Source organism: Pseudomonas rossensis (genome assembly GCF_039888995.1).
Taxonomy (GTDB): Bacteria; Pseudomonadota; Gammaproteobacteria; order Pseudomonadales; family Pseudomonadaceae; genus Aquipseudomonas; species Aquipseudomonas rossensis.
In genome coordinates this window covers 1-18,659 of sequence record NZ_JBBWCB010000064.1, presented here as the reverse complement: position 1 = coordinate 18,659, position 18,659 = coordinate 1, and the positions used below count along the sequence as shown (strand labels likewise).

17 protein-coding genes, 2 tRNA genes and 3 pseudogenes are annotated in these 18,659 nt (G+C 58.9%); 8 read left to right on the top strand and 14 right to left on the bottom strand.

The annotated features are described in order from the left end of the window. The first annotated feature begins 187 nt into the window (after positions 1 to 187). The 3 genes and pseudogenes from WLY71_RS17780 to WLY71_RS17770 all read left to right on the top strand — a co-directional run bounded on the left by WLY71_RS17780 (position 188) and on the right by WLY71_RS17770 (position 1,929). Positions 188 to 653, top strand: a pseudogene (locus WLY71_RS17780) (hypothetical protein). A 36-nt stretch (positions 654 to 689) separates the two neighbouring features. Continuing rightward, a complete protein-coding gene (locus WLY71_RS17775; protein ID WP_347804576.1) occupies positions 690 to 896 on the top strand; it encodes a DUF4224 domain-containing protein in 207 nt (68 codons plus the stop codon). A 1-nt stretch (position 897) separates the two neighbouring features. Continuing rightward, on the top strand, positions 898 to 1,929 hold the full coding sequence (locus WLY71_RS17770) for a site-specific integrase (protein ID WP_347804575.1): 1,032 nt from the start codon (positions 898 to 900) through the stop codon (positions 1,927 to 1,929). 82 nt (positions 1,930 to 2,011) lie between these two features. Here the strand turns inward: WLY71_RS17770 and WLY71_RS17765 are convergent. The 3 genes from WLY71_RS17765 to WLY71_RS17755 all read right to left on the bottom strand — a co-directional run bounded on the left by WLY71_RS17765 (position 2,012) and on the right by WLY71_RS17755 (position 2,792). Then, positions 2,012 to 2,098: transfer RNA gene (locus WLY71_RS17765), tRNA-Leu, on the bottom strand. A 195-nt stretch (positions 2,099 to 2,293) separates the two neighbouring features. Continuing rightward, positions 2,294 to 2,367 (bottom strand) — tRNA-Cys (locus WLY71_RS17760). A gap of 209 nt (positions 2,368 to 2,576) precedes the next feature. After that, positions 2,577 to 2,792 (bottom strand): DUF3079 domain-containing protein, encoded by a 216-nt coding sequence (locus tag WLY71_RS17755; RefSeq protein ID WP_347804574.1) that lies wholly within the window; start codon positions 2,790 to 2,792, stop codon positions 2,577 to 2,579. A 170-nt stretch (positions 2,793 to 2,962) separates the two neighbouring features. On the opposite strand from WLY71_RS17755, the pseudogene WLY71_RS17750 reads away from it, so the two are divergent. The 5 genes and pseudogenes from WLY71_RS17750 (at position 2,963) to WLY71_RS17730 (ending at position 6,511) form a co-directional block, all read left to right on the top strand. Then, positions 2,963 to 3,310: pseudogene (locus WLY71_RS17750) on the top strand (hypothetical protein). A 93-nt stretch (positions 3,311 to 3,403) separates the two neighbouring features. Continuing rightward, positions 3,404 to 3,934, top strand: coding sequence for an iron transporter (locus tag WLY71_RS17745; RefSeq protein ID WP_008153602.1), 531 nt, complete (start codon positions 3,404 to 3,406; stop codon positions 3,932 to 3,934). Further along, the gene (locus WLY71_RS17740) at positions 3,935 to 4,267 is read left to right on the top strand and encodes a cupredoxin domain-containing protein (protein ID WP_347804573.1); all 333 of its coding nucleotides are present in this window, start codon (positions 3,935 to 3,937) and stop codon (positions 4,265 to 4,267) included. A gap of 22 nt (positions 4,268 to 4,289) precedes the next feature. Beyond that, on the top strand, positions 4,290 to 5,144 hold the full coding sequence (locus WLY71_RS17735) for an FTR1 family iron permease (RefSeq protein WP_347804572.1): 855 nt from the start codon (positions 4,290 to 4,292) through the stop codon (positions 5,142 to 5,144). Beyond that, positions 5,132 to 6,511: a 4Fe-4S binding protein gene (locus tag WLY71_RS17730; protein WP_347804571.1), complete on the top strand. Its 1,380-nt coding sequence runs from the start codon at positions 5,132 to 5,134 to the stop codon at positions 6,509 to 6,511. The genes WLY71_RS17735 and WLY71_RS17730 overlap by 13 nt, the downstream gene beginning before the upstream one ends. Positions 6,512 to 6,542: 31 nt before the next feature. Here the strand turns inward: WLY71_RS17730 and WLY71_RS31385 are convergent, their stop codons facing one another. The 11 genes and pseudogenes from WLY71_RS31385 to WLY71_RS17680 all read right to left on the bottom strand — a co-directional run. Continuing rightward, positions 6,543 to 7,247, bottom strand: a complete 705-nt coding sequence (locus WLY71_RS31385; protein ID WP_370655155.1) for a methyl-accepting chemotaxis protein — start codon at positions 7,245 to 7,247, stop codon at positions 6,543 to 6,545. Positions 7,248 to 7,643: 396 nt separating this feature from the next. Then, positions 7,644 to 8,162 (bottom strand): annotated as a pseudogene (locus tag WLY71_RS31380) (MCP four helix bundle domain-containing protein); the annotation flags it as partial. Between the two features lie 93 nt (positions 8,163 to 8,255). After that, a complete protein-coding gene (locus WLY71_RS17720) occupies positions 8,256 to 8,951 on the bottom strand; it encodes an anaerobic ribonucleoside-triphosphate reductase activating protein (RefSeq protein ID WP_347804569.1) in 696 nt (231 codons plus the stop codon). Next, the gene (gene nrdD / locus WLY71_RS17715; protein WP_008153595.1) at positions 8,948 to 9,115 is read right to left on the bottom strand and encodes an anaerobic ribonucleoside-triphosphate reductase; all 168 of its coding nucleotides are present in this window, start codon (positions 9,113 to 9,115) and stop codon (positions 8,948 to 8,950) included. Before nrdD ends, WLY71_RS17720 begins: the two co-directional genes overlap by 4 nt. 32 nt (positions 9,116 to 9,147) lie before the next feature. After that, positions 9,148 to 11,163: a ribonucleoside triphosphate reductase gene (locus tag WLY71_RS17710; protein WP_347804568.1), complete on the bottom strand. Its 2,016-nt coding sequence runs from the start codon at positions 11,161 to 11,163 to the stop codon at positions 9,148 to 9,150. Positions 11,164 to 11,460: 297 nt separating this feature from the next. Beyond that, the gene (moaA, locus tag WLY71_RS17705; protein ID WP_347804567.1) at positions 11,461 to 12,453 is read right to left on the bottom strand and encodes a GTP 3',8-cyclase MoaA; all 993 of its coding nucleotides are present in this window, start codon (positions 12,451 to 12,453) and stop codon (positions 11,461 to 11,463) included. Positions 12,454 to 12,477: 24 nt separating this feature from the next. Then, a complete protein-coding gene (locus WLY71_RS17700) occupies positions 12,478 to 13,437 on the bottom strand; it encodes a peptidylprolyl isomerase (RefSeq protein ID WP_347804566.1) in 960 nt (319 codons plus the stop codon). 10 nt (positions 13,438 to 13,447) lie between these two features. After that, positions 13,448 to 14,128 carry a respiratory nitrate reductase subunit gamma gene (gene narI / locus WLY71_RS17695; RefSeq protein WP_150796591.1) on the bottom strand — a complete coding sequence of 227 codons (681 nt, stop codon included), beginning with the start codon at positions 14,126 to 14,128 and terminating at the stop codon, positions 13,448 to 13,450. Then, complete coding sequence (gene narJ / locus WLY71_RS17690) at positions 14,121 to 14,876, bottom strand: nitrate reductase molybdenum cofactor assembly chaperone (RefSeq protein WP_134420228.1); 756 nt, start codon at positions 14,874 to 14,876, stop codon at positions 14,121 to 14,123. Before narJ ends, narI begins: the two co-directional genes overlap by 8 nt. Before the next feature lie 2 nt (positions 14,877 to 14,878). After that, the gene (narH, locus tag WLY71_RS17685; protein WP_123366640.1) at positions 14,879 to 16,417 is read right to left on the bottom strand and encodes a nitrate reductase subunit beta; all 1,539 of its coding nucleotides are present in this window, start codon (positions 16,415 to 16,417) and stop codon (positions 14,879 to 14,881) included. A gap of 1 nt (position 16,418) precedes the next feature. Beyond that, a partial coding sequence (locus tag WLY71_RS17680; RefSeq protein ID WP_347804565.1) for a nitrate reductase subunit alpha occupies positions 16,419 to 18,659 on the bottom strand: 2,241 nt, incomplete at its 5' end.

Below are 18,659 nucleotides of genomic sequence, written 5' to 3'. Positions count from 1 at the left end.
ATATAGGACATCACGCTCACCATTTTCTGTAAGTAAGTGAGTGCACCTCAAAGTGCCAATGGAGTATAGGTTCGCTACACGATCTCAACTCATGCTTTTTGCTGTAGCACATATACCTATTTGCTGCATGCCTGCCATCCTCCAACAAACTATCAGCCTGCCGGTGAACGGCGGGCGAGGAATTCTCATGTCCGATCAAAAGTATCCGCTTCGCGAATTGGCGATCGACGCCATCTCCGATATTGCCCAGCACCTGCCCCTCGACTGCGAAATGTTTCTCATCGCATGCCGGCCGGGCAAGGCCGACTTTGACCTAGTTCTGCCGTCGCCCAAGGCGAACCTGAACAACGCTCTCGACGCGCTGCGGCGCCAGGGCCTCAGCATCGACGGCGACAACGCCTACAAGCGTGACCTGTGCGACTCAATCGTCGGGGGCCCTAACCCTCGGAGCACAGAACACAAACCCTCCGCCAGCCGAGCACTGGGGTCAACGCTTCTGGGAGATCGGTCGGGAGGAGCGCGCAATGCAGGAAGATCTGCTCGAAAGCCTCACCAATCTTGTTGGCCTGGCAAAACTCGGCGCAGCGCGGCTCGACAAGTACCACGCAGCCCTTGCTCACGCCGAGGCGGTAATCGCCAAAGCCACCCGATAACCACCTTCTGCCGCCACGCGCGGCATGGAGCAGCTCATGAGCATCCAGTTTCTATCCCATGAGGAGGTTTGCGAGCGGACCGGCGCGCGGACCAAGACAGGTCAAATCCTCAACCTGAAGAAGAACGGCGTCAGGCACACCATCAAAGTGAACGGCTGGCCAAGTGTTACCGCCATGGCCGTGACCGCAGTCGGTATGTTTGAAGCTGAAAAACCCGTATGGACACCACGCAAGGCTAGCTGACATGGGACGACGACCAAGTAAACCCGGCTCAATTGCCCGGCTGCGCGAGCGCAAGAAAGCCAGCGGCCGGATTTTCTACTACTACGAAGTAGGTGGCAAAGCCCGCAAAGAAATCGCCCTGGGCAGCGACTACGGCCTGGCAATCATGGAGTACGCCAAGCTGGAGCGCGATCGCACAGCTACAGAATTGGTCGCCAAAGTGATCACGTTCCGGTACGTCGCCGAGAAATACATGATCGACGTTGTTCCCGCGAAGAAGCCCGCCACGCAGAAGGACAATGTCAGGGAGTTGAAAAACCTAATGTCATTTTTCGATGACCCGCCTGCGCCGTTGGAGACAATCCAGCCGTTGCACGTCCGGCAGTATCTGACCTGGCGCAAGGCAGCACCAGTTCGAGCAAACCGTGAAAAGGCTTTGCTCAGCGCTATCTGGAACTATGCCAGGGATGTCGGCTACACGGCCTTGGCCAACCCATGCGCTGGCATCAAGGGCAACAAGGAGACCGGGCGTGATATCTACATCGAGGACGCACTGTTCAAGCGCGTGGATGAGAAAGCAGATGTTGGGTTAAAAGATGCCATGGACCTTGCCTATCTAACGGGTCAGCGCGTGACCGACACACGCTTACTAGACGAGCGGGATATTCGTGACGGCCAGATTTGGGTTCTGCAAGGCAAGACAAATGCAAAGCGACGGATCGAGATAACTGGAGAGCTGAAAGTTTTGATTGATCGAATCATGTCCCGGAAAAAAGAACACAAGGTCCGCTCGACGCGGTTGATCGTTTCAGAGGATGGCACACCGATGACGGTGTCAATGTTGCGGGGAAGGTTTGACCTGGCCAGGGAGGCGGCAGGTGGTGCGAAGTCCGAGTTTCAAATGCGAGATTTGCGCGTCAAAGCGGGTACGGACAAGGCCGAATCGAGCGGCGACATTATGCAAGCCAGAGATCAACTTGGGCATACGACGGTTGTTATGACAGAGCAATACATCCGCAATCGCAAAGGCAAAAAAGTCTCGCCAACCAAGTGAATTGCGACCCACATCCATTATTGCGACCCAGAAACAAACAAGGGTTTGCATCAGCTTTCGCCCGCAAACCCTTGATTTTAAATGGTGCCCGAAGCCGGAATCGAACCGGCACGCCCTTACGAGCGGGGGATTTTAAGTCCCATGCGTCTACCAGTTTCGCCATTCGGGCGGTAGCGCGGTGAAGCAGTCTGAAGACTGTCAAATAACGATCTGTCAGTTCTGACGCCTGTGCAGCAGAGGGGGAAATATATACATCCCGCTCCGGTGAAGCAAGTTTGCGACTGGCCTTTTCAAGACTAAATCTTGCAGGACAGTGCAAATAAAAAAGCTCCGTAAATCATAGATCTACGGAGCTCGTTTAAAGTGGAGGCCGAGGTCGGAATCGAACCGGCGTAGGTGGATTTGCAATCCACTGCATAACCATTTTGCTACTCGGCCTCAAACATCTGATGTCATGTAGCACAACATCAAACGCGTACAAACTTGGATTAAGATACGTGATCTAACTCCTTGAAAACATTGAGCTTTTTCAGCGGTCAGTGCTTTCGATGGCGTGAATTATGTACTGATTTCCCGAGGCTGGCAACCCCTTGATTTCAAAAAAAATTCCGTCAGGTGGTTTCTATGTTTTCAGGGGTTGCTCAGCCCTACCGGCCGGGATCGTCCGTCACATCTTCTACCGCGATCAACGGTTCGATGCCCCAGTCGCCATGCAGATACCAATCGTCTCCGATCATTTCGGCTGGATGCATTGTCCTGTCGGAGCCATTGCCGCACGCCAGGGAATTGGCTGGACAGTATCTGTCGCAGCCCCAGCAAATGCGCTCGGGGTGCTTGGGGCTGATGGGAAAATTCTTGGCCATGTCGATCCCCGGTTTGCCTCTAGGATGTGCCTCCAACCTACATCGCTCGCGCAAAGGTGACCTTGATACGGATCAAGGTACGGCTAAGCTTTGTCCTGTCGGGAACTCGGCTACGGCATAGCGTTTTCCGGTCCTTGGGCAGCCACATAAAAACACTTGAGAAGCTTCTTATGCCTGGTAAAAAACCATCTGCCGGAGAACAACCACCTGTCCACCTGCCGACCTGGGATGATGAAGGCGCGGAAAACTCACTCGATGCATAAGCATTTTCCTCTCCCCCCGAATTGACCAACGCAGAACTGATCCACCTTCGTGTCCGGGTGATTGCCCTGGAAAACCTGGTCATCGCGTTACTGACACAAGGTTCGGATCAACAGTTAGCCGTCGCCCGGGAAATGGCCGCCAACATTTCACCCCGGCCCGGCTTCACCCAGCATCCTCTGACGATTCACGCGGCTGCGCAGATGAGCGACAGCGTCGACCGCGCCGAGCGGTTTCGAAAGCGCTCTCAGTCATAGGCTTAATCGCTGAAAACTTGATAACAATCATTATTATTCGCAGGAAAGCTTCCTACACTCGGGCTCCTACTTGTTAGTGCCCAGGAAAACATCATGCGTACGACCTTTTCGCTGTCACTCGCCCTGCTCTTGCTCACACCGTTAGCTCAGGCCAAGGAATACCCGATCGGGGAACCCCAGTTGTGTCCGGGGCTGGAAGTCGGGGCGGTGTATTTGCAGCCGATCGAGATGGCGCCTGCCGGAATGATGCGGGCCACTGCAGATTCCGATGTGCATCTGGAAGCCGACATTCGCGCCACGGCCGACAATCGACAGGGCTTTCAGGAAGGCAGTTTCGTGCCTTACCTCAACGTATCGTTCAACCTGAAAAAACAGGGCAACGAGAACGAGCTCAAAGGCGATTTCCACGCCATGGTCGCCAATGACGGCCCGCACTATGGCGACAATGTAAAGCTGCTCGGCCCAGGCAAATATCAGCTGACCTTCACTGTCCTGCCACCCGGCGGTCATGGGTCACTTGGCCGCCACACCGATAAGGAAACCGGCGTAGCCCCCTGGTTTGAACGCTGCGAATTGCACTACGAGTTCATCTACGCCGGCATTGGTAAAAAAGGCGGCTATTGAATGAAGCGCCTGCAGATTGCCTGGCTGATGCTTGCTGGAGCAGTTGCGCCGTTCACGGCCTATGCCGAATTACCGAGCTATGAACTCAACCTGCGCGATGGTCACTTCACTCCCGCCCTGCTGGAGGTGCCGGCCGGACAGCGCTTCAAAATCATCCTGAAAAACACAGGTCAAGGGCCAGCCGAGTTCGAGAGCACACCATTGCGGGTTGAAAAAGTACTGTCGCCGGGCGTGACGACTTTCGTAGTGATTCATCCCCTCAGGCCCGGTCACTACCCCTTCTTCGACGAGTTCAATCCACAACTGCCCGAGGGCGGCATCCTCGCGAAGTAACCCGTTCAAACACGGAGTTTCCATGAATCAATCAATGTTCATTGTCTGGCGCGAAAGCATCGAGGCGCTGCTGGTGATCGGCATTCTCCAGGCCTGGGTCAGCCAGCAGCATCAGGGTGATCGACTGGCGAAGTACTTGTGGGCGGGTGTCGTGCTTGGGTTGATGCTCTCGGGCCTGCTGGCGGTGTTGATTCTGTTTGCCGGTGAGGCCATGAGCGGCTCCGCCAGTGAGTGGTTCCAGGCTGCACTCGCGCTAGTGGCCAGCCTGCTGATCGTGCAAATGGTCGGCTGGATGCACCGCCACGGGCGCACGCTCAAGCACGATTTACAACGACACGCCGATAGCCACCTGGCCCGACAAGGTGGCACAGGTCTGTTACTGCTGGCCATGCTCGCCGTCAGCCGCGAAGGCAGTGAAACGGTGGTCTTTCTCTATGGCGCCGGTGCTCAGTTGCGAGGTCCGCAACTCGGGTTGTTTGCCATCGGCGGCGCAATGGGGCTGGTGCTGTCGGCGCTGACTATTACCCTGCTGCACAGCAGTCGCCGGTTCATTTCGTGGCAGCGATTCTTTGCCATCAGCGAAGCTGTTTTGCTGATGCTCGGCGCGGCGTTGCTGGTCAGCGGCACGGAACGAATCGGCGGCCAATTGCTCGCCCTGGATTTGCCGGAGGTGATGTACAGCCTCGTCGGCGAAGCGTTATGGGACAGCAGCGCATTGCTCAGCGACAGCCATGGACTGGGTGGTTTTCTCGCGGGTTTTGCCGGTTATCGCGCGACGCCCAGCGGCATGACGTTACTGGTGCTGGCAGGTTATTGGCTGGCCGTCGGCGGTTGGCTGCGTCAACGTGCGGCGGAAAAAGTCCCATGCCTGAGCTGAGTCGCCACAATCGATGGCTGCAGCGCCTGGGCGACGGCATGCGTCGTCACGCGCCCGTGATTCGTGCCGTGCAGTGGGTCGTCGTACTGTTCTACGCGTTGCTGTTGGTGATCCCGACGGTGTTGCCGCTGCCGGACAGCCAGACACGGATGTTCGATAACCTGACCCTGTTCTCGCAGTTTTTGTTCTGGGGCATTTGGTGGCCATTCGTGCTTTTGTCGATCGTGCTGTTAGGCCGGCTCTGGTGTGGCGTTTTATGCCCGGAAGGCTTACTCAGCGAATGGGCCAGCCATTACGGCAAAGGTTTGGGTGTACCGCGCTGGTTGCGCTGGGGCGGCTGGCCAACCCTGGCGTTCTGCCTGACGACCCTCTACGGCCAGTTGATCAGCGTCTATGACTACGCCCAGGCGGCGCTGTTGATTCTGGGCGGCTCGACCGTCGCCGCGGTCGTCGTCGGGTTCCTGTTCGCTCGGGGCAAGCGCGTCTGGTGCCGTTACCTGTGCCCGGTCAGCGGCGTCTTCGCCCTGCTCGCCCGCCTGGCGCCCGTGCATTTTCAGGTCGACGAACAACGCTGGATGGAAAACTCCGCACCACGCCTGCCGCCGCCCAACTGCGCGCCCTTGCTCGATATCCGTCGCATGCAAGGCGCCAGTGACTGCCACGCCTGCGGACGCTGCAGCGGACAACGCGGCGCCGTTCAGCTGATCGCCCGCTCCGGCAATCAGGAGATTCTTCACGCAACGGCGCAGACGCTTTCGCCGTGGGACGCGCGCTTATTGCTGTTCGGTGTGATCGGCCTGGCCATGGGCGCGTTTCAGTGGACGGTCAGCCCATGGTTCGTCGCCCTCAAACAAACCCTCGCCCAATGGCTGGTCGAGCACGACCAACTCTGGGCATTGCAGGACAACGCGCCCTGGTGGCTGCTCACCCATTACCCGCTGCTCAACGACAGCTTCAGTTGGCTCGACGGTTTCAGCATCGTCGTTTATCTGGGTTTGAGTTCAATGGTGTTGGGCACCGCGCTGATGATCCTGCTGCGCCTGACGGCTCGACTGGCGCAAGATCCTGCACTGTATTGGCCCCTGGCGCTGACACTCACGCCCTTGGGTGGTGCGGGATTATTTCTCGGGCTGTCGGCCACAACGGTGAAATTGCTGCGTTATGACGGTCTGTTGCTGGAATGGGTACAACCGGCCAGGGCCTGTCTATTATTGGCCGCGATGGGCTGGAGCCTGCTGCTGGGATGGAAACGGCTGGATCGCGAAGGCATTTCCCAGGTTCGTCGCTACGCTGGCAGCACTTGCCTGTTACTCGCCATCGGCTCGGTAGGGTTCGGCTGGTGGTTGCAATTCTGGGGCTGGTCCTGAGCGCCCTGATCCACAGCCCCCCTCGAATTAACTAGACTTTAAAACGCGCTACCGTCTGGTGCAGCGCCCCTGCCATCTGCGCCAAATCGTGACCCGCAGTGTGAGTATGTTGGGCCCCCAGCAAGACCTGCTCCGACAAGTTGCGAATCCCCATCAGATTACGATCCACCTCCCGCGCCACCAACGCCTGCTCCTCCGTGGCGCTGGCGATCATCATGTTGCGCTCGTTGATCTGTGAGATCGACCGCGTGATTTCATCCAATGCATCGCCCGAGCGTTGCGCCACTTCAAGCGTGGCCCGCACCAGGTTACTGCTGCTTTGCATGGCGGTCACCGCATGGCCGGTATCGAGACGAATGTTGCCAATCATCTGCTCGATTTCCTGGGTGGACTCTTGGGTGCGATGCGCCAGGGCGCGCACTTCATCGGCGACCACGGCAAAACCGCGTCCGGCATCACCGGCACGGGCCGCTTCAATGGCCGCGTTGAGGGCCAGCAAATTGGTCTGCTCGGCGATGCTGCGAATCACGTCCAGCACCTTGCTGATGTCCTGCACCCGGCCCGCCAGTTGCTCGATGCGTTGTGAGGTGTCGGTGACGCCATCGGCCAGTGCGCCGATTGAAACCACGGTTTCCTGAACCTGTTCACGCCCGCGCTGTGCGGTTTGCTCGGACTGCCGCGAAGCCTCGGAGGTGCTCACCGCATTGCGCGCCACTTCATCGACCGCCGCGGTCATCTGGTTCACTGCGGTGGCCGCCTGCTCGATCTCCAGCCCCTGCAATTGCAGGTTGCTGCTGGTCTGGCTGCTGACCGCACTCAGCTCTTCGGAGGAACTGGCCACCTGGCCCACCGAAGTCGCGATGTGCTTGACCATGGCATTCAGACTTTGCTGCATCTGATGCATGTTCATCATCACGCTGCCGCCGACACTTGAGTTCACGGGCACCTGAATCGTCAGGTCGCCTTGAGCGATCTGACTCAAAAACCGTGCGGCATCATCCGGCTCGCCGCCCAATGGACGGGTCACACTGCGCGTGACGATCACCGCCGCGGCGATGACCAGCGCCACACAGAACACAAACAACCCGAGCATATTGCGCCGGGCATCGCTGTACAGTTCCTGCGCCGACTGTTCACGGTCGGCGAATATTTTCCCTTGCAGCACCATCAACTCATCCAGGCTTCTATAAACCTCGTGTTCGGCCGGCACGACCTTTTGTTTCAGCTGTGCCATGGCGTCATCGAAGGCCCCTTGCCGGATCAACACCTGCACTTGAGTGAACGCCGCAACGTAGGCTTCGCGATTCTTTTTCAGCGCGGCGTAAGCGGTTTTGCCCTCGGGCAAATAGAACAACGGCTCAAGCGTTTCGAGTGCCTGAGTGATCCGTTTCTTGGTGGCGTCGATCGACTGCTGAACTTGCTGATTGTCTTTATCGATCAGCAAATCCCGGGTGTTCCTGGCGTTATCGCGCACGCCGGTGGCAATCACCATGATCGGATCGATCTTCGGCCAGTCCTGTTTGACGATCACCACCGCCTGTTCCTTGAGCGTTGCCAGATCGTGCAACGCGTAAAACGCCATGCCCATCAACGCCAGCGGCGCGATTGCAAAGCCGATGACGATACGTTGTGCAGTCGTTAATTTGGCCATATCAAATGCTCCCCGTTTGATACCTGCCGATTGGCAGCGCATTTGAAAACCTAATGATGGATGTCACCGCTAAACGTAAAACCTCAGCCTCGGTTACCCCCGTAACACGAAGGCTGGAAAAAACTCGCGCATGGCCTCCCATAGCTCAGGAAGCAAGGCTTGTGCCGAAACACTCGGCAGCAGCGGATCGAACATCCGCTCGGTGCGGACCATCTGCACGGCGAAGCGTTTGACGCCGAGTTCGCTCAAGCGCTTGGCGAGGATCAGCAGACGCGCCGGCTCGAACAGATGCCAATGCACCGTGGTGCGACATTCGTAGTCGACACCGCTGGCCAGCAGATGCTCAAGGCTGCGCCAGTTAGCGGTTCCGCTGCCCTCGACGCGGGTGATGGCCTGGCAATCCTCGGGCAACGCCTTGACATCGAAACCGACCCAATCGGCCCCGGTCAGTGCCTTGGCAAACGCGGCGGGTTTGATGCCGGCGCTGTGCAAACCAATGCGAAATCCCATCGCCCGCACCTCGTCCATGGCGCCAAGCAAACCGTCTTGCAAGGTCGGCTCTCCGCCACTGAACACCACCGCATCGAGCAGGTCCTGACGCCGTTGCAGAAACGCCAACACCCGCCGCCAATCCACTTCGTCTCTGCCACGAGGCGGGATCAACTGCGGGTTATGGCAGTAACGACAACGCCAGGCGCAACCCTGGCAAAACAGCACGCAGGCGAGCTGTCCCGGATAGTCGATAGTGGTCAGGGGCACCATGCCCCCGACCCGAAGCGTTCGACTCATTGGCGCCCGGCCAATGCCGCGCCTTCAGTGAAGTGCACCCGCTCGCGGTGCTCCGACTGTTTACCCGGATTGAACGCCGACACAGGGCGGTGATAGCCCATTACCCGGGTCCAGACTTCGCAGCGTTGACGTTGAGCCTGGGGCAATGTTTGCGATGCAGTCATGGTGAAGCTCCTTGCAGTTGAGTGGATCGAAATCAATGAACGGTGCCGAGCTTCTGTTCTTGCAGCAGCAATGCTACGTCGCACTTGGGGCAGAACTCATGCTCGCCATCGAGGTAGCCGTGCACCGGGCAGATGGAGAAGGTCGGGGTCACGGTCAGGTATGGCAGGCGGAAGCGGCCAAGGGCTTTGCGCACCAGTTGCTTGCAGGCCTCGGTCGAAGAAATCCGCTCGGCCATGTACAGGTGCAAGACCGTGCCGCCGGTGTACTTGCATTGCAGCTCGTCTTGAAGTTCCAGGGCCTCGAAGGGGTCTTCGGTGTAGCCCACGGGCAGTTGCGAGGAGTTGGTGTAATACGGCGCTTGCACGCTGCCAGCCTGGAGAATGTCGGGGTAGCGCTTGAGGTCTTCCTTGGCGAAGCGGTAGGTCGTGCCCTCGGCCGGCGTCGCTTCGAGGTTGTACATGTGGCCGGTTTCTTCCTGGAAACGAAGCAACGTGGCACGCACATGATCGAGCATCTTCAGGGCAAACTGCCGGCCGTACTCGGTGTGCATGCCCTCCTCGTCGCCGGTGAAGTTGCGCAGCATTTCATGCATGCCGTTGAGGCCGATGGTGGAAAAATGGTTACGCAGGGTTCCGAGGTAGCGCTTGGTGTACGGGTACAAACCGGCATCCATGTGGTGCTGAATCACCTTGCGCTTGACCTCCAGGCTCTCCATCGCCAGTTCCATCAGCGTGTCCAGACGCTGCAACAAACCGCTGGTATCACCCTTGAACACATAGCCCAGCCGCGCGCAGTTGATGGTGACGACTCCGAGTGAGCCAGTCTGCTCCGCCGAGCCGAACAAGCCTCCGCCACGCTTGAGCAACTCGCGGACATCCAGCTGCAAACGGCAGCACATCGAGCGCACCTGATTGGGTTGCAGGTCCGAATTGAGGAAGTTCTGGAAATACGGCAGGCCGTAACGCGCGGTCATCTCGAACAGACGGTCGGCGTTTTCACTGTCCCATGGAAAGTCGTGGGTAATGTTGTAGGTCGGGATCGGAAAGGTGAACACCCGCCCTTTCGCATCGCCAGCCTGCATCACCTCGATGTAGGCACGGTTGAGCAGCTCCATTTCGACTTGCAGGTCGCCATAGGCAAATGGCATTTCCTCACCGCCGATGACGGGTATCTGCTCCCGCAAATCCTGCGGGCAAACCCAGTCGAAGGTCAGGTTGGTGAACGGCGTCTGGGTGCCCCAGCGCGAAGGAACGTTGAGGTTGTAGATGAACTCCTGGATCGCCTGGCGCACCTCCTGAAAACTCAGCTGATCCTTGCGCACATAGGGCGCCAGGTAGGTGTCGAACGAGCTGAACGCCTGGGCGCCGGCCCATTCGTTTTGCAGGGTGCCGAGGAAATTCACCATCTGCCCCAGGGCACTGCTCAAGTGCTTTGGCGGACCGGCTTCGACTCGCCCGGGCACACCGTTGAGCCCTTCGTGCAACAGGGTGCGCAGCGACCAGCCCGCGCAGTAACCGGCGAGCATGTCGAGGTCGTGCACATGCAAGTCCGCCTCGCGGTGAGCCTGGCCGATGGCCTCGCTGTACACCTCGTCCAGCCAGTAGTTGGCGGTGACCTTGCCCGACACGTTCAGCACCAGACCGCCCAGGGAGTAACCCTGATTGGCGTTGGCCTGGACCCGCCAGTCTTCACGGTCCAGGTATTCGTTCATCGAGGTCGCCACTTCAACCATGGTCCGCCGGTCGCGGCGCAAGCGCCCGTGCTGTTCGCGGTAGACGATGTAGGCCCGCATGGCGAGGAAAAAACCGGCGTCCATTAACACCCGTTCAACACGGTCCTGGATTTGCTCGACATGCAGCCTCGGCAACCCTTCCAGCCTGGCCAATACCGCCTGAAGCAAGCCTTCAACCTCAACCTCGCCGTACTCCCCCGTCGCCTTTCCGGCGGCGATCAATGCCTGACGGATTTTGTCGGCATCGAAGGCGACCTGACTGCCATCGCGTTTGTGCAAGCGGTTACATCCTACTGCGATCAGCGTGCTCTGCATTTGGCCTCCAGACACTACATATAGATGTTTGATTAAAAACAAACACAACATGCGGTGAAGACTACGGACAAAGTGCTGATCTACAATTGATCGACATCAAGATTTGTCGGCGAAAAAAAACCGCCCAGATGCAGGACGGATAGAAAATATTTTGGTCAGCGAAGATCCAATGTGGGAGCGAGCTTGCTCGCGATGACTGCAGCACATTCAACAGTGATGTCTACTGGGCTACCGCTATCGCGAGCAAGCTCGCTCCCACATTTGATTTGCTGTGTTTTATAAACCGAGCGGGTCACCTCAACCACCACTCATGTTCATGAACCGCACAATCTGCACCTCCCCGTCAGGGCTGAAATCATGGCGCAATGGCTTGCCGCGCAGCGCCCGCTGCACCGCGTTGATCACCGGTTGGTCATCCAGCGGATAACGTCGCAACAATCCGCGCAAATCCAGGGCATCGTCCTGTCCCAGGCACAGCAACAGCTTCCCTTCAACGGTCATCCGCACCCGGTTGCAGCTGCCGCAAAAATTGTGGCTGTTGGGTGAAATGAAGCCGATCCGGGTCTCTGGATGGCGTTCCAGACGCACATAGCGCGCCGGTCCGCCGCTGTTTTCGGTGCTGTCGAGCAACCGATGCTGGCTGGCGATCAACGTGCGCACTTCGTCGCTGGAACAGAACGATTCGCCCCGGGAACGACCGACGTCGCCCAAGGGCATTTCTTCGATGAAACTGATGTCGATGCGTTGGTCGATGGCGTACTGCACCAACGCCGGGACTTCATCGAAGTTGCGTCCTTTCATCACCACGCAGTTGAGCTTGATCCGCTCGAACCCTGCGTCCCGCGCCGCTTCAATGCCGTTGAGCACCTGGTCGAGATCGCCGTTACGGGTGATCGCCCGAAACTTCTGCCCGTCCAGGCTATCGAGGCTGATGTTCATCCGCTTGACCCCGGCGTCGACCAACGGCCGGGCCAGACGGCCCAGTTGCGAGCCGTTGCTGGTCATCACCAGTTCACGCAAACCGGGCAAAGCGGCGATGTTGCGGCACAGTCCGACAATGCCGGGACGGATCAGCGGCTCGCCGCCGGTCAGTCGGATTTTGCGTACGCCCAGGCCAACGAACAGCGTCGCCAAACGCTGCAATTCCTCCAGCGTGAGCACCTGTTGCCGCGGCAGGAACGTCATGTTTTTCGCCATGCAATACACACAGCGAAAATCACAGCGGTCCGTCACCGACATCCGCAGATAATCGATCTGCCGCCCAAAACCATCCTGCATCACAGCGTTCATCACTTCTCCCGGTTAGCCCAATGCTCACTGCACCAGCGGTGAGTCGGCGCACTGCAAGTGGATGCCACGAATATCGGCTGCACCGATCAGCGTTTGCAGGTATTGCACCAGCGCTTTCTGCCAGACGCCTTGCTGCAACTGCGTGCGGATCGCCGTCGACACCACTTCATAGGGCAACGGCATGCCTTCGATTCGCTGATCGACACTGACCACATGCCAGCCGTAGCGACTTTCCAGCGGTTTGCTGGCCAGGCCCGGTGCCAGAGTGAACAGCTGACGTTCCAGCTCGGGCACGGTCTGGCCCTTGCTGATCTGCCCCAAAGAACCACCCTGAGCCTTCGACGGGCAGGCCGAATATTTCACGGCCAGCTCGGCGAAACTACCGGGGAATTCTTCCAGGCGCTGCAACAGGATTTCCGCCTGCACATGCGCAAGCTCCCGGGCCTCGACATCGTCCGGCGCACACTCGAGCAGGATGTGCCGAACCGCCAGCAACGGCGCGCTGTGGAAGCGTCCGCGATTGTTTTCGTAGTAACGCAGACTGGTTTCCTCGTCGCACTGCGGTACCTTCACCTCACGTTCGAGCAGCAAGCGCGTGGCCGCTTCTTCTTCGTTCTCACCGGCGCCAACTTCCAGCGACACCCCGAGTTCGGTGATGCGCTGCTGCAACAACTCGCGGATCACCAGCGCCCGGGCAGCCAGGTAGACCGCCTCCTCGCGGCTTTCGGCCGGGTGATATTGCAGCTCCTGGGCCATCGCCTCCGGGGTGATCGACACCTCGTTGACGCTGATGATCGGCCACTCCTGTTCACTGCTGGCGATCAACTGCGCCGGGGCGTCATCGGCCCCTGCGGGCTCAACCGGCAGTGCTTCAAACTGCGCCTGTGCGACCGGTGCGATGTCGAGAACGACCTCGGCTTTTTTTGAAGAACCGCAGCCACCGCTGCCCCCGTTACCGCCACCACATCCACATCCACCTGACATGATTGTCTCCTCAGTACTTCTGACGAACGATTTGATAACGACGCCCCAGGTACCAGATCGGTGCGCTGATCATGTGTACGAGACGAGTGAAGGGGAACAGCACAAACAGGGTCAAACCGAGAAACACATGCAACTTGTAGATCAGCCCGACCGGCGCGATGGCCGCCGCCGCTTCCACCGGACGCAACAGCACGGTGTTCTGCGCCCAATCGGCAAGCATCACCATCACCGAGCCGTCCATATGCCCGGTGGACGCGACGATGGTCAGCAGACCGAGCAGCAATTGCGCCAGCAGCACCAGCAGTATCAGGATGTCCGAAGGACTGGAGGTGGCACGTACCCGAGGATCGCTGAGCCGCCGGTTAACCAGCATCAGCAGGCCGATCAGGCACAACAGGCCGAAGAACCCGCCCGAGACCATTGCCAGCAACTGCTTGTTCTCAGTGCTGATCACGTGGTGATAAATCGACGCCGGGGTCAGCAGGCCGACAAAGTGTCCGGCCAGCACGAACAACACACCGATGTGGAAGAAGTTGCTCGCCACGCGCATGCCGCGTTGGTTGAGCATCTGGCTCGAACCTGCTTTCCAGCTGTATTGCGACAGGTCGAAGCGGGCCCAACTTCCGATCAGGCAAATCGCCAGGGCGACGTAGGGATAGACCCCGAACAACAACAGGTTCCATTTAGACATTGCCTACCTCCTTGGCTGGCACGGCGGCCAACCCTTCATGCTGAAAATCCACCCAGTGCAATGGCACTGCGCTTTCCTCACGGGCCTTGCCCGGTGCGCTTGGCAGTCCACTGCAACGGTCCTGCTGTTCGGCCTGGAGAAAGTCCACGGCCTCCTCTTCCCAAATCTTGTCGAGGGCTTCGAGGGAATCGTCACGAGGTTCCGCCGCGACTTGCGCCCGCAGGTCGGCAACCGCCTGATGGGGCTCGGCCCCGGCAATTTGCAGCAGCGCCCGGAAGCAACTGGCATAGGCGCTTTCGCGCTCTTCCAGACGTGCGGCGAGCAAGGCCAGCAAGTGCGAAACATCCGCCAGGCCCTCGCGGGCCTCGATGTCTTCGCGGGTGGACAGGAACTCCAGGTACAGCGGGATGTAATCGGGCAGCTCTTTGACGCCGATGGCAAAACCGGCTTCTTCGTATTGCGCCATCATGTCGACCATGGCCTGGCCACGGTCGCGGGATTCACCGTGCACATGCTCGAACAACAGCAGCGACAGCGAGCGCCCCCGACCGAACAGCGCACCGTAGTGCTCCTGCCCGTCCATCAGGTCATTGGCGCAGATCAGCTCGAGCAATTCGAACAACGCACCGCGCTGCGTCGGGCTGATTTCCCGTGACTGGATGATCGCTTGCTCCAGTTCGTCGCGACCGCCAATCAGTGTCTCGGTCGGATAATCGAGCAGCAGCGAAATCACTTTGAGAATTTGCATGCTCATTCCTCCCACAACTGGACGGTTTTCAGGATGTCGCGACGGTTGGCTTTCTTGGCGCCGAACATGTTGGTGTCGGAACTGCCGCTGCAGCCACTGCCGAAACTGAAGCCGCAGCCGGAACGCTCGGCGAAGGCGTCGCTCATGGCGTCTTCACGATGGGCGCTAGGTACGACAAAACGGTCTTCATAGTTGGCAATCGCCAGGTAGCGATACATCTCCTCGACCTGGGCCACGCTCAAGCCGACATCCGCCAGCACTTGCAGGTCCTGAACGCCGTCGACTTGCTCGGAACGTTTGTAGGCGCGCATCGCCAGCAAGCGTTTAAGCGCACGCTTGACCGGTTTTTCATCGCCCGCGGTCAGCAGGTTCGCCAGGTACTTCAGTGGAATACGCAGGCTGTCGACATCCGGGATGACCCCGTTCATACCGACAGTGCCGGCAGTGGCAGCGTTCTGGATCGGCGACAGCGGCGGTACGTACCAAACCATCGGCAAGGTGCGGTATTCCGGGTGCAGCGGCAGTGCGAGTTTCCAGTCCACGGCCATTTTGTAGACCGGGGAACGTTGGGCTGAATCGATCACCGACTGCGGTACACCGTCTTCCAGGGCCTGACGGATCACGGCCGGGTCATTTGGATCGAGGAAGATTTCCAGCTGCTTCTCGTACAGATCCTGCTCATTGGCGGTGCTGGCCACTTCGCTGATGCGGTCGGCGTCATACAGCAGCACACCGAGGTAGCGGATGCGCCCGACGCAGGTTTCCGCGCAAACGGTCGGCATCCCGGCTTCGATACGCGGGTAGCAGAAGATGCATTTCTCGGACTTGCCGCTTTTCCAGTTGAAATAGATCTTCTTGTACGGGCAGCCGCTGATGCACATCCGCCAGCCACGGCATTTCTCCTGGTCGATCAGGACGATGCCGTCTTCTTCACGCTTGTAGATCGCCCCGCTCGGGCAAGCCGCGGCGCACGTCGGGTTGAGGCAGTGCTCGCAGAGGCGCGGCAAATACATCATGAAGGTGTTTTCGTACTCGCCGTAAATGTCCGCCTGGATCTTGTCGAAGTTCTTGTCCTTGCGGCGCTTGGCGAATTCGGTGCCGAGGATTTCCTCCCAGTTCGGGCCCCACTCGATTTTCTCCATGCGCTTGCCGGAGATCAGCGAACGCGGACGCGCGGTGGGTTGATGCTCGCCCAACGGCGCGGTATGCAGGTGCTGGTAGTCGAAGTCGAAGGGTTCGTAATAGTCGTCGAGGCTCGGCAGGTCCGGGTTGGCGAAAATGTTCGCCAACACGCGGAATTTACCGCCGATGCGCGGGTTGATCGTGCCGTTGGCATTGCGGATCCAGCCGCCCTTCCACTTGTCCTGGTTTTCCCATTCTTTCGGGTAGCCGATCCCGGGTTTCGATTCGACGTTGTTGAACCATGCGTATTCCATGCCTTCGCGGCTGGTCCAGACGTTTTTGCAGGTGATCGAACAGGTGTGGCAACCGATGCATTTGTCCAGGTTAAGAACCATGCCGATTTGTGAGCGAATCTTCATCTCAGTTCTCCTCAATATCGGTCGGCAGTGGACGCGGCAGGTCATCGCCACTTGAACCATCGAGCCAGTCGACTTTGGACATTTTGCGCACCACGACGAATTCGTCGCGGTTGCAACCGACCGTGCCGTAATAGTTGAAACCGTAGGCTTGCTGGGCGTAGCCGCCAATCATGTGGGTCGGCTTGAGCACTACCCGGGTGACCGAGTTGTGGTGGCCGCCACGGGTCTTGGTGGTTTCCGAACCTGGCACGTTCACGATCCGTTCCTGGGCGTGGTACATCATCACCATGCCGTCCTTGACCCGTTGGCTGACCACCGCCCGGGCAGTCAGTGCACCGTTGATGTTGAAGCACTCGATCCAGTCGTTGTCCTCGATACCGGCGCTTTTCGCGTCGTTCTCCGAGAGCCAGACAATCGGCCCGCCACGGCTGAGGGTGAGCATCAGCAGGTTGTCGCTGTAGGTGCTGTGGATGCCCCATTTCTGGTGCGGGGTGATCCAGTTCAGGACGATTTCCTTGTGGCCGTTGCTGCGCTTGCCTTTCACCCCTTCGATGGTGCGGGTGTTGACGGGCGGGCGATAACTCATCAGTTGCTCGCCGAACGCCTGCATCCACGGGTGATCCTGATAGAACTGCTGGCGACCGGTGATGGTGCGCCATGGGATCCCTTCGTGAACGTTGGTGTAGCCGGCGTTGTAGCTGACGTGATCGTCTTCGAGCCCCGACCAGGTCGGGCTGGAAATGATCTTGCGCGGCTGTGCCTGAATGTCGCGGAAACGAATCGCCTCATGGGCCTTGGACAGCGCCAGGTGGCTGTGGTCGATGCCGGTGAATTCCGACAGCGCGGCCCAGGCCTTCACGGCAACCTGGCCGTTGGTTTCCGGTGCCAGCGACAGAATCACTTCAGCGGCATCAATCGCGGTGTCGATTTTCGGCCGACCCTGGCTGATACCGGCATCGCCTTCTTTGTGATTGAGTTCTCCGAGGAACTTCACTTCGGCTTCGGTGTTCCAGTTGATGCCTTTGCCGCCGTTGCCGTGTTTCTCCAGCAATGGCCCGAGGGACGAGAACTGTTTGTAGATGTTCGGGTAGTCACGCTCCACCACATGCAGGTTCGGTGCGTTCTTGCCCGGCACCGGTGCCACGCCGTCGCTTTTCCAGTCGGTGCCGCCAAACGGTTGGGCCAGTTCGCCGACGCTGTCGTGCATCAGCGGGATGGTCACCAGATCCTTTTCAACACCCAGATGCCCTTCGGACATGCTGGAAAACGCCTTGGCGATACCTTTGTAGATTTCCCAGTCGGAACGCGATTCCCACGCCGGATCGATGGCGGCCGACAACGGGTGAATGAACGGGTGCATGTCCGAGGTGTTCATGTCGTCTTTTTCGTACCAGGTTGCGGTCGGCAACACGATGTCGGAATAGACGCAGGTCGAAGACATGCGGAAGTCCAGCGTGGTGACCAGATCGAGTTTGCCGATAGCGCCCTCGTCCACCCATTCGGCTTCTTCGGGTTTGCAATCGCCGACCTGTCCGATGTCTTCGTTCATCACCCCGTTTTTGGTGCCCAGCAGGTACTTGAGCATGTACTCGTGGCCTTTGCCCGAGGAGCCCAGCAGGTTGGAACGCCAGATAAACATGTTGCGCGGGAAGTTGACCGGGCTGTCCGGCTGTTCGCAGGAGAAGCGCAGCGAACCGTCCTGCAGCGACTTGACCACGTAGTCTTTCGGGTCCATGCCGGCCGCAGCCGCGTCGCGGCAAATGTGCAAAGGGTTAGTGTTGAGTTGCGGTGCGCTGGGCAACCAGCCGGCGCGTTCGGCGCGGATGTTGTAGTCCAGCGCATGCTCAGGGAATTGTGATTTATCGGCCAATGGCGAGAGCACGTCGTGCATGCTCATTTTCTCGTGACGCCACTGCGAACTGTGGGCGTAGAAGAAGCTGGTGCCGTTCATTTGGCGAGGCGGACGGTTCCAGTCCAGGCCGAACGCCAGGGGCAGCCAGCCGCATTGCGGACGGAGTTTTTCCTGGCCAACGTAGTGCGCCCAACCGCCACCGGTCTGACCGACACACCCGCAGAGCATGAGCATGTTGATCAGCCCGCGGTAGTTCATGTCCATGTGGTACCAGTGGTTCATCGCCGCGCCGACGATGATCATCGAGCGGCCCTTGGTCTTGTCGGCGTTGTCGGCGAACTCACGGGCAATCTGGATCGCTTTCTCGCGGCTGACGCCGGTGATCTGCTC